16 protein-coding genes and 2 pseudogenes are annotated in these 13902 nt (G+C 38.7%); 3 read left to right on the forward strand and 15 right to left on the reverse strand.

Annotated elements, in window-relative coordinates; genetic code table 11:
- Positions 1 to 294: 294 nt before the first annotated feature.
- Both PCY09_RS03690 and PCY09_RS03695 read right to left on the reverse strand, forming a co-directional pair.
- Positions 295 to 1026: a cyclase family protein gene (locus tag PCY09_RS03690; protein ID WP_061601736.1), complete on the reverse strand. Its 732-nt coding sequence runs from the start codon at positions 1024 to 1026 to the stop codon at positions 295 to 297.
- 17 nt (positions 1027 to 1043) lie between these two features.
- Positions 1044 to 2186: a 5-methyltetrahydropteroyltriglutamate--homocysteine S-methyltransferase gene (locus PCY09_RS03695; RefSeq protein WP_061601735.1), complete on the reverse strand. Its 1143-nt coding sequence runs from the start codon at positions 2184 to 2186 to the stop codon at positions 1044 to 1046.
- A 432-nt stretch (positions 2187 to 2618) separates the two neighbouring features.
- Between PCY09_RS03695 and PCY09_RS03700 the strand changes: the two genes are divergently transcribed.
- Positions 2619 to 3173, forward strand: coding sequence for a biotin transporter BioY (locus PCY09_RS03700; RefSeq protein ID WP_061601734.1), 555 nt, complete (start codon positions 2619 to 2621; stop codon positions 3171 to 3173).
- A 12-nt stretch (positions 3174 to 3185) separates the two neighbouring features.
- On the opposite strand, the gene PCY09_RS03705 is transcribed toward PCY09_RS03700, so the two are convergent.
- Positions 3186 to 3398, reverse strand: coding sequence for a YdbC family protein (locus PCY09_RS03705; protein ID WP_008809037.1), 213 nt, complete (start codon positions 3396 to 3398; stop codon positions 3186 to 3188).
- 139 nt (positions 3399 to 3537) lie between these two features.
- Here PCY09_RS03705 and PCY09_RS03710 point away from each other — a divergent pair, with 139 nt between their 5' ends.
- The gene (locus PCY09_RS03710) at positions 3538 to 3876 is read left to right on the forward strand and encodes a hypothetical protein (RefSeq protein ID WP_185759713.1); all 339 of its coding nucleotides are present in this window, start codon (positions 3538 to 3540) and stop codon (positions 3874 to 3876) included.
- A gap of 35 nt (positions 3877 to 3911) precedes the next feature.
- Here PCY09_RS03710 and PCY09_RS03715 read toward each other — a convergent pair whose 3' ends face one another.
- Both PCY09_RS03715 and PCY09_RS03720 read right to left on the reverse strand, forming a co-directional pair.
- Positions 3912 to 5198, reverse strand: coding sequence for a U32 family peptidase (locus PCY09_RS03715; protein ID WP_020992677.1), 1287 nt, complete (start codon positions 5196 to 5198; stop codon positions 3912 to 3914).
- A gap of 197 nt (positions 5199 to 5395) precedes the next feature.
- On the reverse strand, positions 5396 to 6325 hold the full coding sequence (locus PCY09_RS03720; RefSeq protein WP_061411001.1) for a peptidase U32 family protein: 930 nt from the start codon (positions 6323 to 6325) through the stop codon (positions 5396 to 5398).
- A gap of 195 nt (positions 6326 to 6520) precedes the next feature.
- Between PCY09_RS03720 and PCY09_RS03725 the strand changes: the two genes are divergently transcribed.
- Positions 6521 to 6808, forward strand: coding sequence for a DUF3270 family protein (locus tag PCY09_RS03725; protein ID WP_045634661.1), 288 nt, complete (start codon positions 6521 to 6523; stop codon positions 6806 to 6808).
- Between the two features lie 42 nt (positions 6809 to 6850).
- Here PCY09_RS03725 and PCY09_RS03730 read toward each other — a convergent pair.
- From PCY09_RS03730 to PCY09_RS03775, 10 genes and pseudogenes are all read right to left on the reverse strand, one after another.
- Positions 6851 to 7651: pseudogene (locus tag PCY09_RS03730) on the reverse strand (C39 family peptidase).
- 89 nt (positions 7652 to 7740) lie between these two features.
- Complete coding sequence (locus PCY09_RS03735; protein WP_125396953.1) at positions 7741 to 8184, reverse strand: YtxH domain-containing protein; 444 nt, start codon at positions 8182 to 8184, stop codon at positions 7741 to 7743.
- Positions 8157 to 8589 (reverse strand): annotated as a pseudogene (locus PCY09_RS03740) (DUF948 domain-containing protein). Before PCY09_RS03740 ends, PCY09_RS03735 begins: the two are co-directional and overlap by 28 nt.
- Positions 8582 to 9391: a prolipoprotein diacylglyceryl transferase gene (gene lgt, locus PCY09_RS03745; RefSeq protein WP_061601730.1), complete on the reverse strand. Its 810-nt coding sequence runs from the start codon at positions 9389 to 9391 to the stop codon at positions 8582 to 8584. Before lgt ends, PCY09_RS03740 begins: the two are co-directional and overlap by 8 nt.
- Entirely contained in the window at positions 9384 to 10319 is a 936-nt protein-coding gene (gene hprK, locus PCY09_RS03750; protein ID WP_045502025.1) for an HPr(Ser) kinase/phosphatase, read from the reverse strand. The genes lgt and hprK overlap by 8 nt, the downstream gene beginning before the upstream one ends.
- Positions 10320 to 10432: 113 nt before the next feature.
- On the reverse strand, positions 10433 to 10936 hold the full coding sequence (locus PCY09_RS03755) for an NUDIX domain-containing protein (RefSeq protein ID WP_061601729.1): 504 nt from the start codon (positions 10934 to 10936) through the stop codon (positions 10433 to 10435).
- Positions 10937 to 10962: 26 nt separating this feature from the next.
- On the reverse strand, positions 10963 to 11235 hold the full coding sequence (locus tag PCY09_RS03760; protein ID WP_008809048.1) for a PspC domain-containing protein: 273 nt from the start codon (positions 11233 to 11235) through the stop codon (positions 10963 to 10965).
- A 108-nt stretch (positions 11236 to 11343) separates the two neighbouring features.
- Entirely contained in the window at positions 11344 to 12222 is an 879-nt protein-coding gene (locus PCY09_RS03765) for a VOC family protein (RefSeq protein ID WP_125396951.1), read from the reverse strand.
- Positions 12223 to 12453: 231 nt separating this feature from the next.
- A complete protein-coding gene (locus PCY09_RS03770) occupies positions 12454 to 12903 on the reverse strand; it encodes an Rrf2 family transcriptional regulator (protein WP_002912933.1) in 450 nt (149 codons plus the stop codon).
- A 56-nt stretch (positions 12904 to 12959) separates the two neighbouring features.
- A complete protein-coding gene (locus PCY09_RS03775; RefSeq protein ID WP_125396950.1) occupies positions 12960 to 13808 on the reverse strand; it encodes a metallophosphoesterase in 849 nt (282 codons plus the stop codon).
- Positions 13809 to 13902 lie beyond the last annotated feature (94 nt).

Consider the following 13902-nt stretch of genomic DNA (forward strand, 5'->3'; position numbering starts at 1 on the left):
TTTTGACTTGTGTCCTTATTTTATTATAAAGTATATAAGTATTCCATAATCTAATCTTTCATTTTTCTTTTGAATCTTACATTTTTGTAAGATTCTATAAGGATTCTTCAAAAATTTTTACCTTCCCATGCATCATTTTTAGTTTCTAAAAGAGAGATTTGACACGTATTAACTTGTTAATCCTACAATCTTTATTTTACAGCCTCTTTATCAACATTTCATCAAGAAAATCTCAAAAATTTCTAAAGTTTTGTAAAAAAGGGAGCCTGAAGTAAAACTTCAGACTCTTTTTTCTTATGGTAAAATGGCTAAAGCTCGTACTGGCGAACCACTAGCTTGATGCCAGTTAGGGAAACTGATAGAAATTAGAGCTCCCTTAGCAGGTAATTGGTCCAAGTTAGACAATACCTCAACTTGGTAAATGTCCTCAGCCAAGAGATAATATTCATTAACCAAGCCATGCTCAGCCGTAGGAAGACCTGCATCAGTATCAAAAGTTTCATGACCTACTGCAGCTACACCACGCTCATGAATCAGAAATTCCAAAGCATCTCGTCCCCAGCCAGGTGTATGCTGGATTCCTTGATCATCTAAGTTTCTCATAGCGTCTTGACTAGGCCAACGCTTGGACCAGTCAGACCGAAAAGCCACGAAACTTCCTTCTGGAATCTTCCCATGCTCTGCTTCAAAGTCCAAAATATCTTGTTTGGTCAAAATGAAGTCAGGATTCTCCTCTACTTCTCTTGACTTATCAATGACAAACAAAGGAAGAAGGAGATCTTTTAAGTCTATTTCTTCCAACCAACGGCCACCTTCTACAAAATGAATAGGAGCATCAATATGAGTACCATACTGGCCAACTACCGAAAACTGCTGCACATGGAAACCATCTTTTAGAGTAAAAATATCTTTCTTCTCCAAGGCTGGTAAAGCTGGAAAGTGCGGACTATCTTCCTTAATCTGATGAGAAAGATTGACCCATTTCTTATTTTTTAATTCTTGGTATATTTTAAGCAAATCTGACATAAGTTGTTCCTCCGATTCTATTCTCCCCAGACTTCTTTTACAATATCTGAAATCAAAGCAATTTTTTCCCATTGACTCTCTTCTGTCAGGATGTTTCCTTCTTCCGTAGAAGCGAAGCCACATTGGGTTGAAAGGTAAAGATTTTCTAGCGGTACATACTGACTAGCTTCCTTAATCCGAGCAATAACTTCTTCTTTGTTCTCTAAATCACCACTTTTTGAAGTCAAAAGTCCCAAGACTACTTTTTTTCCTGGTGTTACTTTAGCCAAGGGTTCAAATCCACCAGCTCGCTCAGTATCAAATTCAAGGAAATAAGCATTCACCTTTTCTTTTTCAAATAATTCTTCAGCAATTGGACCGTAGCCACCCGAAGAAGCCCAGGTAGAATGGTAGTTACCACGGCAGACATGGGTATTAACAGTCAAACCAGCAGGGACATTTTGATAAAGATCATTGTTGAAACTTAAGAAGAGCTCCGCTAATTCAGCACGAACTTGGTCTTTGGTCTTACCTTGAAGAGCACCCCAGGCTGTCAAGAAATTATCATCTACCAAGACACCCCAAGTACAATCATCCACCTGTAGCGTTCTGAGGCCAGCGTCATATAAATCTTGAACAACTTGTAAATATGCTTTTTTTATATCTTCTCTCAATTGATTGAAGTCAGGATAAACTTGATTGAGCTTCTCCACATGCTCAGCATCTCGTATTAATTCAAAATAAAATTGGGCAGGGGCCGGAATGGTATACTTTGCTTCAACTCCCTCTTGATCAGCCACTAAATCTCTTAGAAACTTATAATGTTCTACAAAAGGATGGTGAAAACCGGTAATCTTACCAGCAATGAGGGCCGAATCCGCCTTGGTTGTCTCCCCATGAAAATGATAGCCTTCAGCAGCTTGGACATGCTCAATTCCTTGAAAGCCCCAGAAGAAGTCCAAATGCCAATAAGCCCGACGAAATTCTCCGTCTGTTACATTCTTCAATCCAGCTTTAATTTCTTTAGAAACTAAAGCTCGAATAGCTTGGTCTTCCACTGCAGTCAACTCTTCTTGGCTAATAGTTCCCTCAGCAAAGGCTTCCCTAGCTTCTACCAATTCCTTAGGGCGAAGGAAAGAACCAACGTGATCAACTCGAAATGGTCCATGATTATTAGTCATCTCGACTCTCCTTTTTTAGTGTAAAAAATGTTATAAAAATCAAATGGAAATTTGGTTATGGTTCATTATATCAACATGACCGCCTTATCTCAAGTTTTTAAAGAGTTTTGAGCTAATCTTATTTTATTGATTATTATATAGTTTATAACTATAGCCATTCTTCCAATTCCTACTTTTCTTTTAGATATTAATTTGCTATGCTATAGAAACACGTATATATGAGGAGGATTTGATGAGTAAAACAAATAAAATTCTTGCAACATTCGGTATTGTATTCTTTAACATCTTTGGTTTAATAGCATTTATTTTCTTGTATTTCAGGAGTAAAGGGAAAAAATAATACGAAATAGTCAGAGCCGATAAAAAATACTTGACTTTTATCACTAGAGATTTTAAAATAGTTACCATATAAAATAAAAGAGGTTTACTATTATGAATCGAAATAAAGTTTTCTTACTTGTGCTCCCAGCCATTGGGGCTGCTATTTTAGCGGTTTTATCACAATTTAGCTTTGCTATTGGAGCTGTTCCTATTACTCTCCAAACCTTTGCCATCGGTTTGATTGCAACTATTTTTAAACCCAGAGAAGCGGTTTCAGCTACGTTACTTTATTTACTACTTGGTGCTATCGGTCTCCCAGTTTTTGCAGGCGGTCATGGCGGATTCCAATCATTCATAAATCCAACTGCTGGTTACCTTTTGTCTGCTCCTCTCTTTGCCTTCATTACTTCTATCTTAACTCATAAAAACAGTTCATTCTTGACTATTTTACTAGCAAATATCTTGGGAGATACCATCCTATTTATCGGTGGAATTATAGGTTTGAACATCTTAGGGAATCTTGATTTTTCAAAAGCTATCGCTGTAGGCGTTACCCCATTCATTCTACCAGATCTTTTAAAAATGCTCCTGATAGCTATTATCAGCTTGCCAGTATTAAAAAGTCTCAGATTTCATCCTTACTTTGCTGATAAACAAAAAAACTGATAGACTTTTCTATCAGTTTTTAAATGCATCAAGAAGAACCTGAAATTCCTCATTAGAAAGAGTAATTCCCTTGCCCATTTTACTGTGATCCGGACTCCAAGTTCGAATATCATATTTAGCTGGCGCTCCATTGAAGCTAACTCTGTTAAGCTCTTTGGTCCAGCCTTTATCGTTTTCTGATAAGACTAGAAGTTTTTCTTCAATCTCAAATGTAAATTCTGACATAGTACCTCCTTGGTGAATTCAAAAGTAGATGAGCTAAAACAGCCTCTGCTGTTTAACAGTTATCCATCTTTCATTTAATTCATTCGTAAAAATTTAGAATTTTACGAGAAAATGTTATATAATGATATTGTATCAAGTTATGGAGATTTTAGCTATGAAAAAATTTCTAAGAATGCTGACTGAGAAAGCTGATGAGTTTATAAACGATAAAAAAACCGAACAGATCAGTGAGAATAATACTGCTATTTTATCCGCGATTGAGCTAGCCTTAAAGAAAAAATCCGGAATTCATGTTATTTTTCAAAATAAAAGCTTTACTGGCGATATTGTTAAGTATGACCAAGAACGCCAGCAGTTGATTGTTAAGAATTTCAATAAGAGCATGTCAACTATTATTCGGATTCCAGATATTCAACGTGTACGTCTGGTTCCTCAGACAGTTCGAGTAGCACAGAAAGCTAATCCAAAGAAAAAATAAATCCCAGTTTTTACAAACTGGGATTTATTTTATATCTAAGCTCGGACAGTCACGCTAGTACCATCTTCCTTATATAGATTGATAAGGCCTTCTTTTCTGCTACGCACCATGTCACCTGGGCAGACAGGTGTCGGCATAGAAATCGTTAAGAGTTCCATAGGATTTGGCGCTCGATCAATTTTATTACCCTGTGCATCATGCAAATCTGTAATGACTGTCTCAAAATGACGGAAGCCAGGACCATAGAATTCAACCTGATCTCCTTCATGAATAACATTCCTCTGACGAATAGTCGCAATCTGTTTTTCAGCATCATAGTCTACAACTTCAGCCACAAACTTGTATTCAGGAATTTTTCGACGAGCTCCGAACAACTGTTCGTTTTCTGTCGGAGTACTGTAGTAGAATCCTGTTGCCAATTCGCGCTGAGCCACTTTCCACATTTCATCAATCAAGTCCTGTTTAATCGCTTCAAATTTCTCAGGACTTTCCAAATAGGCATCGACAGCCGCCTTGTAACAGTTTGATACTGTGGATACATAGTGTATGGACTTCATTCGACCTTCGATTTTCAGACTGTCCACACCATTTTCAATCATATCAGGTATGTGATCAATCATGGACATATCTACCGCAGACATAGAAAATTCTTCTGGGATTTCACCCTTCAGGCTCTTTCTTTCCTGACCAAAAGGCATATCATAAAGATCATATTTCCAACGACAAGACTGCGAGCAACCACCACGGTTGGCATCACGCATACTCATATGATTAGAAAGTGTACAGCGACCCGAGTAAGAAATACACATTGCTCCATGGACGAAGGCTTCAATCTCAACATCAGTTCTTTTGCGAATCTCTGCCAATTCTTCCATAGACACTTCTCGGGCCAAAACCACACGTGTCAACCCTAGCTCTTTCCAAAATTCTAGGGTTTCGTAGTTGGTAGCACTAGCTTGAGTAGACAAATGGATTTCTAGTCCTGGTGCTTCTGATGCTGCAATAGCAATCAGAGCTGGGTCTGATACAATTACTGCAGCAATACCAATATCGCGTAGTTTACGGAAGAATTCTCCAGCACCAATTTCATTACCTTCGTGCATCACCATATTAGCAGCAACATATACTTTTGCACCGTATTTTGCTGCAAACTGAACTCCTTCTTCCATTTGTTCGTAAGTAAAGTTCCCAGCTCGGCTACGAAGTCCGTAGGCTTGACCACCAATAAATACTGCATCTGCTCCATAACGAACAGCTACTTTTAACTTCTCTAAAGTACCAGCAGGTGCCAAGACCTCTGGTCGTTTCAATGTTTTTGTCATCATTTCTCCTATTTGCAAGATAAGATCGATAATCCCTAATTTTTAATCCTTTCTATTTTATAGCAAAAAACTTGGAAAATCAAGATGTGGTAAATGTTTTCACAATTCTAATCTTTCCTGAATTCAAAAAATTGTGATTTCACATCTTTGCAACAGAAAAAAGCAAGAAAATTTCTTGCTTTCTTAGATAGCTATAATTATTTGACCATATCTGGATCGTATTCATAAAAACCGGTATCCAAGAAACGATTTTTAGGATGAAAACGATGAACAGCTTCATCTAAAAGAAAGGCCTGATCATGACTAAATTCACCAGCCAAAATTAAATCCCGAGCTTGAATGAACAACTTAGCGATTTCTACAAAATTATGACCTGGAGTATAGATTCCTTCTAATTTCCAATGAGTAAATCCATGATCCACTAACTCTGTCAATTTTGTCATCAAATCTAAGTCGTTATTTGCAAATATATGAGTTCCGTGATTGTCTTCAAAAATGGAATAATGACTGCTTGGGTCACCTGGCTCAGCCAAGAACAAATCACGCTCCCGCGTCTTCTCATCATCAATATGGGTGAAATTATAATAATTTTGAAGTAGAGGACGTTTGGAGTGATGAATAACACTAGCCCCATAGACTAAGACTTCTGCAGGAATCTCTAAAATATCCTGCATGGCAAAAAGTTCAGCTGAGGGAACTTCTCTAGCTAAAACTGCTTCTGATGCGCCAGCTTTTTGTCCCCAAAAATTAATCTGACGACTGCTGGTAACCATGGTCGAAGCATCATAAATTGTCTTAAAGGGATACTGATCGCGGTTAACAACGTAAAAAACTCCCGCATCTCCAACAGTAATATAATCCGTCTGAATTTCTGCTAGAAAATCAAGAAATGGCTTGATCTTGTCCATCATTTCCTGGTGCATGAGAGCATTGACTGCTACGACGATTTCTTTTCCCGCCTCATGAACTAAATTAGCAATCTCTCGTAATTCGTCATAAGAAAAAGTATGGGGAAGACGAAGGCCATAGTTTTTCTCTCCAACATAAATCCGATCAACTCCTGCTTCCAGCAGTTCCTTCACTTGCTCAATACTTTCAGCTGTTGCTGTAATAATTATCTTTTCCATAAAGTTAATTATAACACACTTTTAGAAATGAACCAGTTTTCTTTTCAAATTCTTTCTTTTACTTCTATTTTTTCTTAAATTTTCGATACTTTATTTTTATATTGAAAACTATTTTTATTCTTTCTGTAACAAAAATGTAATAATTACCCCAATAAATCATGATACAATGATATAGTACTAGTAGGAGAGAGAAAAATGGCACTTAGAGATTATAAAAATTATCAAGAGGATTATGTCTATCAGGAACTTCCTGAAGAACAATTACCTTTATACCAAGAATATATTCCAGAATCAGATATTGAACCTAAAATAAAAGAGTTACTTTTCTTCTTTAATATTGCTGCTTTTTGTATTTTAACAGCAATTTTTAGTTTTCTGTTTCTGTCTTTCAAACTGAATACTTTCTTTGCTCTTGCATTGGCTATGACTTTAAGCTTTGCAACTGTGCAAACCTATCGTTTTATTTCTAAAAAGAAATTTTAATTAAACAAGAAACCTGCTTCGGACTTGAAGCAGGTCTTTTTCTTACCAAGCATAATTCGGCTCCTGACAAGTCAACATGGCTGCCAAAAGCTCTTGAGGGGTCACTTTCTTTAACCCTCCATAAACTGGATCTTGAACAGTATAAGATGGATCAATATAATAAACTCCAATAATATCAGAAGCATCTGAGTTTAATTCATATCCAATTCCGATAACATTGTGCTCCCCACTACGTCCAGGATACATCTTTGAATTATCAAACGTATAATATAGAGGATAGCCTACATCAATATTCTTCTTGAGTCGCTCTTTAAAGAGACGCATATCAATTGAATTAGATGAGCTAGATCTCACAGTTTCCAAGCGATAGCCTGCCTGTCCATCAGTTGGTTCTGGATAACCAAATAAATGCTGATTAAGTACCTGAATAGCATTGGCATTATGGGTCCCAAAATGAGCATCTGTGCCCATTTCCTCAGCCAATTGTTCTTGCGATATATCGATTCCCCGACAGGCTAACATCATGCTGACAGTCGTTGGAGCACAAGTATTCCATGCTCTTTGCACCTGCATAGGTACTTCCAGCCTATGTCTCAACTGAAGTGATCCTTCTTCTGTTTTTTGAACTTGTGGCATCTCCTGCGATCCTGAAGCACTACTCGAAGACGAACCATTGTCCGAAGAAGTTTCTTTTGAACTGTAAAAAGGAGATGAATTGCTTGAAAACTTCTTACTAGAAACAGAGCTAGAAGAATCTAATGGTTTTGCTACTTTTTCTTAGTTAGCACATGCAGTAAAAAACAACATAGCTAACATTAGGCTTAAAAGTTTGATGCATTTCATCAGACCATCTCCCCAACTTTATCATAGTCTTTTCCATACCTGGAGTCAAGTTATTCTACAAAATAAAAAAGCTGGATTAACCAGCTCTTTTATTCTTCTTTTAGGTCTATAACGATTTCTTCAGAATGATCTTTTTCATCTGTCAAAGCATGTGCTTTTTCTTTGATAGAAGATACCAAATCATCTTTAGTCAGATGTTCTTCCTGAATTTTTTCTTTAATAGCTTGGAACTTATCCTGTGAATAGTCTAACATCTCTTTTGTAGTTTCCTTTACAGATGTCAAAATAGACTCTTTTGTAATCTCACCATTATTGACCTTGTCTTTTACTTGCGTAACAGTATCTACTGTTTGATTTTTCAAATCAGTTGCAGAATGGCAGACCTGCTCTTTAAACTCCTCTGGGTTCTCTTGAACTTCTTTGATAAAATTGCTGACTCTAGCTCTTACTTCTTTGCCTTTTTCACTGCTTAAGAAGATAGCTACTGCAGCCCCAGATGCTGCTCCTAATACAATCGATGAAAATTTACCCATAACGGACCTTCTTTCTTGTGATTATCTATTGAAAAATTTTGATAATAGACGCCAAGCTGTTAAACCTGCACCCGCCTTGACTGAATTTCTACCAGCCGTTGCTGCTTTTTTACTCAGATTACGAGCTGAATCATTTAAATCTGAAACAGACAACGATAAATCTGCAACAGCTGTAAAGAGAGGTTCTATAGTCTCCATTTTACCATTAATATCATCAGTCAAAACATTTACTTTAGCTAGTAATTCATTTGTTTGATATAGTGTGACATTGACATCTGTTGTAAGAACCTTAATAGTCTTCTCTGTCTCATCCACTACATTGCTAATTTTTCTAACCAAGAAGATGGAGTAAACAATCAAAGTAATCAAAGCAACTGCGACTAAACTATATGAAATTTCAAGCATTTTTCTTCTCCATTTCTAAAGATGTGTCATAATACGGTGTATCTTTTTTTCTATGTTGATAAACAACTAAGGCTACACCAAAAATAATCAAGAGAGCAGACAACCACTGAGAAACCCTTAGTCCCATAAAGTAGAGACTGTCTGTCCGCATTCCTTCAATAATCATCCGACCACAACCGTACCAGATAAGGTAGAAGGCTGTAATATCTCCTTGCTTGAGGAATTTGGGTTTTCTACGTAAGAAGAGAATAAGAATGAAGCCTAGCAAGTTCCAAGTAGATTCATAAAGGAAAGTAGGTTGCCGATAAGCTCCATCAATATACATTTGATCTCTGATAAATCCTGGCAAGTAGTCTAAACTCTTGACCGCAGCACCGTAAGCTTCCTGGTTGATAAAATTCCCCCAGCGTCCAATACTCTGAGCAATCATAACACCTGGAGCCGCGATATCTAAGAAATCTAAAGTATTAATAAATTTACTCCTAGAAAAGAAATAAAGAACTAGAGCACCAGTAATCAGTCCTCCATAGATAGCTAAACCACCATGCCAGGTAATAAAAATCTCAATAAATGGCTGTTTTGAATAATACGACCATTCAAAGGCCACATAGTACAGTCGTGCACCCACAATAGCAAGTGGAAAAGCAATCAAGATGAAATCAATAATGTCGTCAGGTTTAATCTTTTTACGAGGTGCTTCTTTCCTAGCTAAATAAACAGCTAATATTAAACCCGAAAGTATACAGATTGCATACCAGCGAATAGCAAATGGTCCGATTTGAAAGGCAATTGGATTAATCATGCTTCACCTCATTCTGGCTGATCAGATTTGTCAAGCGTTCTTCAAAAATCTTTGTAGCGTCAAAGCCCATCTCTTTTGCTCTATAATTCATGGCCGCAGCTTCAATTACAACGGAGATGTTACGACCAGTTTTAACTGGAATGCGGACCCTTGGGATTCGAACACCGGCAATTTCTAATTCATCTGAAGCATTACCTAGGCGGTCAAAGGTCTTATTGACGTCGTAATTTTCCAAATATACTGCAATTTGAACCTGTGACGAATCTTTAACTGCACTAGCACCATAGAGACTCATCACATCAATAATTCCAACACCTCGAATTTCAAGCAAATGACGCAGAATTTCAGCTGGCTCACCCCAGAGAGTCATTTCATCCTTAGCAAAGATATCAACACGATCATCCGCTACCAAACGGTGACCTCTTTTGACTAACTCAAGTCCCGTCTCACTTTTACCGATACCACTATCACCCTGAATGAGAACACCCATGCCATAGATGTCCATTAAGACACCGTGAACGCTTGTTCTTTCAGCCAAGCGAGAATCTAGATAGCTTGATATTTCTCCTGACAATCGGCTCGTTGCTGTATGGCTACGCAAAATAACAATCTGCTTTTCTTGGGCAGCCTGCATCATTTCATCTGGAATTTCCAAATCTCTGGCAATGATAACAACAGGTGTCGTTGGTTGAAACATTTTCAGAAGGACTTGATGGCGGTTATGACTCGTCATCTTCATCAAATAAGACCATTCTTTCATACCAATCAGCTGAATGCGTTCTGGTGTATAGTAGTCAAAATATCCTGTCATCTCAAGCCCAGGGCGTGAAATATCGGATGTCGTAATTTCTTTTTCCAGTAGTTCTTCGCTACCGTAAATCAATTGTAATCTTACTTTTTGCAAGAGGTCCTTGACCTTAACAGACATAAGTTTCCCCCTTTGGAATCTTTCTTTTTCTATTATAGCAAAAAATTACTTTTATAGAGAGTTTCAGCGTCCTTTTTGGGAAAAGAAAAGATGACAGGGGAGGTTTCTACACTTTATCTGTCACCTTGTTTTTCTATTAGTTTTTTTAATAATATTTTTTGATGTCGAAAGAGAAGATTATCTTTCATGAATGCAGACAATTCATTTATTCCTATCCAGACATGTCCATCAGTCTCTCCATCTTGATAAGTAATTCTTTCCTTATCGCCTACTATAATTGCTTCATAGTAGTCAAATAGACACTGATCTTCAGAGGATATTGTCTGCTCAATGAGTCTTATCTGGCTGGGGACTAAACCTGTTTCTTCTTTCAACTCGCGAAGTACTGCGCTAAGGCTATCCTCGCCAGCTAGTACACTTCCTCCAGCTCCAAATTCAAAGTAGTTGGGGTAGAGTTCCTTTTGGCTGCTTCTTTTCATAAAAAGAACGTCCCCATCCTCATGTCGTACTAAGACATTCACACAGAGATGATATAGGCCAGACGGTATCCGCTCTCCTCTTACCAAGTACTGGCCAATTTTTTCTCGCTTGTCATTATAAGCATCCCATATTTCCATAGTTCTCTTTTTTGACCAGTAAGCCATTACCAAAAGAGGCCTTTATCGTCATCAATTGGTTCTGCATCCTTACGCTTTCTTGGTCCAGTCCCGTACATTTCGGCCTCTATGTCTTCCTTGGTTGGAAGAAGTACAGCTAAAGAAATGTAAATAACAACTCCAAATCCAAAAGACGAAATGGTAAAAAGGATGTATAAAAAACGAATCAAACTAAGATCAAATTTAAACTTATCTGCTAAACCAGCTAAAACACCGGCTAACAATCGATTTCTTCTTGTTTTATAAAGGACCGTTTTCATGTTCTATTCCCTCTTTCTGTAGATAATCTCATTTTATCATTTCTTTTGAAAAATCCATCAGGCTAAAGGCTGATTCTGATTAATATCAAAGAAAAGGCTAAGAAATTCTTAGCCTTTATTTTCTATATTTGATTTAGCGGGTACAATAATTCTCACAGTAATCCCATCTGGATCTGTGACTTCTAGCTCTTGGGAGCTAATCCACCGAACTGGTGCCTGTAAGTCCAGAGCATTTTCATAAATTGCTACTAGGTCTTCTTTTCCTTCTACTTGCGCCTCAAAATAGGCTAGTCCTAGTTGCTTCGGTTGGCGATGACTCAAGTCAGAACCTCCCCATTCATTAACAGCTAAATGATGATGGTAGTTTCCTGATGCCAGCCAGCTAGCAGAAGGTATAGAAAATTTATCCTCCAAGCCTAGAAGCTTTTGGTAAAAATGACTAGCAGCTCTGCTATTTTTCACAGACAGGTGGACATGGCCCATACGAGTGCCTGAAGCAATACTAAACGGTTGGACTTCCTGACCGAGTTCATAGATTTCTTGAGCCGCTAGCGCTTCCGTCACTCCGATAATGCGGCCATCTTCTCGAATATCCCAATCAGCCTGAGGCTTGTCCCGATAAAGTTCAATGCCATTGCCTTCTGGATCCTCCAGATAAATGGCTTCACTATAACCGTGGTCTGCTCCTCCAACCATAGGAACTTTATTTTCTGATAAATGCTTAAGGATATCTGCTAAGGCTTGACGGCTTGGAAGCAAAAGCGCCAGATGATAAAGACCGTAAGCTGACTTAACAGTCTGTCGGTTACTGGTTGCTAAGAGTCTCACCAGCACTTGTCCGTCCCTGCCCAAAGCCACTTGTGTGTCATCCTCTTCCAAAAGTTCCAGTCCTAAAACGCGCTGATAAAAATCGCTTTGTCCTGCTAAGTCAGCTACATAAATAGCCACCTCTCCTAGATAAATCTTGCTTTCATATTCAAAAGTCATTTCCTTTCTCCTCTCTTTAATTTTAAATGTCAGGAGTGCTCCTGCTCCATCTTTTTTTATTTCTCCAAAACAGAGATAAGTTCCTTGATATGGCTTTTCACATTGCCATTTGTTCCTAAGGATTATTTCTGAATTGTAATTGTTTTTGTTACATCTATTAGTATAGCACATCTTAATGTAATGTCAATAATTACATCTTAGAAAAATATTCAATAAAAAACAACCTGCTTTCTAGGAAACAGATTGTTCTTTAATTTCTTTTTCAGTTGCTGCGACAACTTCGTCAAGGCTGGTCTGAGCCAATTCAGCTTCCATGGCTGCCTGAATAGCTGCCAAGCGGTCGTCTAAGACATTGTGAATGTTCTTGCCGATAGGACAGTCTGGATTGGGCTTGTCATGAAAACTAAAGAGCTGGCCACTCTTGCCCAGACATTCAACCGCGCTATAGACATCTAAAAGGCTAATATCTTTCAAATCTTTGGCAATCTCTGCTCCTCCAGTCCCACGAGCAACGGTAATCATCCCGGCATTCTTGAGCTGAGACAGGGTCTTGCGAATAATAACTGGATTGACGCCAACACTGCCGGCAAGGATATCACTTGTCAGTTTTTGTTTTTTTCCCTCCAAAGCCAGAACAATCAGCATATGAGTGGCAATGGTAAAACGGCTAGAAATCTGCATTTTTTCTCCTCCCTCATCATTTTCTCTCACTATTATATCTCAAAAATGGTGTAACTTCAAGAGTTACGACTGGACTTTAAGAAAGCTGCAATCTCATCCGCATAGCCTTCCCGCTCACTGATTTCTCTCAGCAAGTCATGGTTGTGGGTATGGTGGATACCATTGACCAAACTCTCCTGATAAATCTCATAATAAGGCAAGTGGAGCTCCCGCGCCAATCTCAGCTCCTGCCCCACATCGTAGGCCACGCGCCGAAGGTCGACATCAGCCAAACCCGTCTCATCTATCTCTAAAATGGCATACTGGGCTCGCAAGTCCTGACGCAAAGCCGAATCTAGAAAGAACGGCTGACCAATAGAGCCGGGATTGATAATCAACTGCCCCTGAGTCCCGTAACGGAGAAACTGCTGGTGAATATGCCCATAAACAGCGATAGCGCAGTCATTCCCCTCAAAAAGGCGGTCGAAATCGCTCTGCTCGCCAATATGAATCAGCTCCCGCCCCCAATTCTTATCTGGCAGATGATGGCTGACCGCAATCTTCAATCCCTCTACTTCTGTTAGGATTTGCAGAGGAAGTTCCTGCATACGGTCAATCTCTTCAGGCTTGATTTCCTCTAGGACAAAATGGCAGAGCCGGGTCAGGTAGAGATGGCTGGGACGTGTCAAGTCTAACTTTTGATGCAGAGCATGCCAGAGACTGTCTTCCCAATTCCCCCTGACCTGGAGGCTGATGTGCAGCTGCTCCATCCTATCTAGGATATTCCTGCGACCGGTTCCTGGCAGGAGCAAATCCCCCAAAAACCAATAGTCTGTCACTTGCTGGCTTTCCGCATCCGCCAGTACTGCTTCCAAGGCTGTGCTATTCCCATGCACATCGGATAATAAGGCAATTTTTCGTGTCATCGTATGTCTTTCTCTTTCTTTACAAGGAATATTATATCAAAGTTCAAAAAAACTTCCACCCATCAAGTGAGTGAAAGTTTTGAAGTATTTTTTA

The organism is Streptococcus sp. SG2, assembly GCF_030439925.1.
GTDB lineage: Bacteria > Bacillota > Bacilli > Lactobacillales > Streptococcaceae > Streptococcus > Streptococcus gordonii.

Bases quoted from the DNA above. Each gene is read 5' to 3' on its own strand.
- PCY09_RS03690 (WP_061601736.1), bottom strand. From the start codon at position 1,026: ATGTCAGATTTGCTTAAAATATACCAAGAATTAAAAAATAAGAAATGG.
- PCY09_RS03695 (WP_061601735.1), bottom strand. From the start codon at position 2,186: ATGACTAATAATCATGGACCATTTCGAGTTGATCACGTTGGTTCTTTC.
- PCY09_RS03700 (WP_061601734.1), top strand. From the start codon at position 2,619: ATGAATCGAAATAAAGTTTTCTTACTTGTGCTCCCAGCCATTGGGGCT.
- PCY09_RS03705 (WP_008809037.1), bottom strand. From the start codon at position 3,398: ATGTCAGAATTTACATTTGAGATTGAAGAAAAACTTCTAGTCTTATCA.
- PCY09_RS03710 (WP_185759713.1), top strand. From the start codon at position 3,538: ATGGAGATTTTAGCTATGAAAAAATTTCTAAGAATGCTGACTGAGAAA.
- PCY09_RS03715 (WP_020992677.1), bottom strand. From the start codon at position 5,198: ATGACAAAAACATTGAAACGACCAGAGGTCTTGGCACCTGCTGGTACT.
- PCY09_RS03720 (WP_061411001.1), bottom strand. From the start codon at position 6,325: ATGGAAAAGATAATTATTACAGCAACAGCTGAAAGTATTGAGCAAGTG.
- PCY09_RS03725 (WP_045634661.1), top strand. From the start codon at position 6,521: ATGGCACTTAGAGATTATAAAAATTATCAAGAGGATTATGTCTATCAG.
- PCY09_RS03735 (WP_125396953.1), bottom strand. From the start codon at position 8,184: ATGGGTAAATTTTCATCGATTGTATTAGGAGCAGCATCTGGGGCTGCA.
- lgt (WP_061601730.1), bottom strand. From the start codon at position 9,391: ATGATTAATCCAATTGCCTTTCAAATCGGACCATTTGCTATTCGCTGG.
- hprK (WP_045502025.1), bottom strand. From the start codon at position 10,319: ATGTCTGTTAAGGTCAAGGACCTCTTGCAAAAAGTAAGATTACAATTG.
- PCY09_RS03755 (WP_061601729.1), bottom strand. From the start codon at position 10,936: ATGGAAATATGGGATGCTTATAATGACAAGCGAGAAAAAATTGGCCAG.
- PCY09_RS03760 (WP_008809048.1), bottom strand. From the start codon at position 11,235: ATGAAAACGGTCCTTTATAAAACAAGAAGAAATCGATTGTTAGCCGGT.
- PCY09_RS03765 (WP_125396951.1), bottom strand. From the start codon at position 12,222: ATGACTTTTGAATATGAAAGCAAGATTTATCTAGGAGAGGTGGCTATT.
- PCY09_RS03770 (WP_002912933.1), bottom strand. From the start codon at position 12,903: ATGCAGATTTCTAGCCGTTTTACCATTGCCACTCATATGCTGATTGTT.
- PCY09_RS03775 (WP_125396950.1), bottom strand. From the start codon at position 13,808: ATGACACGAAAAATTGCCTTATTATCCGATGTGCATGGGAATAGCACA.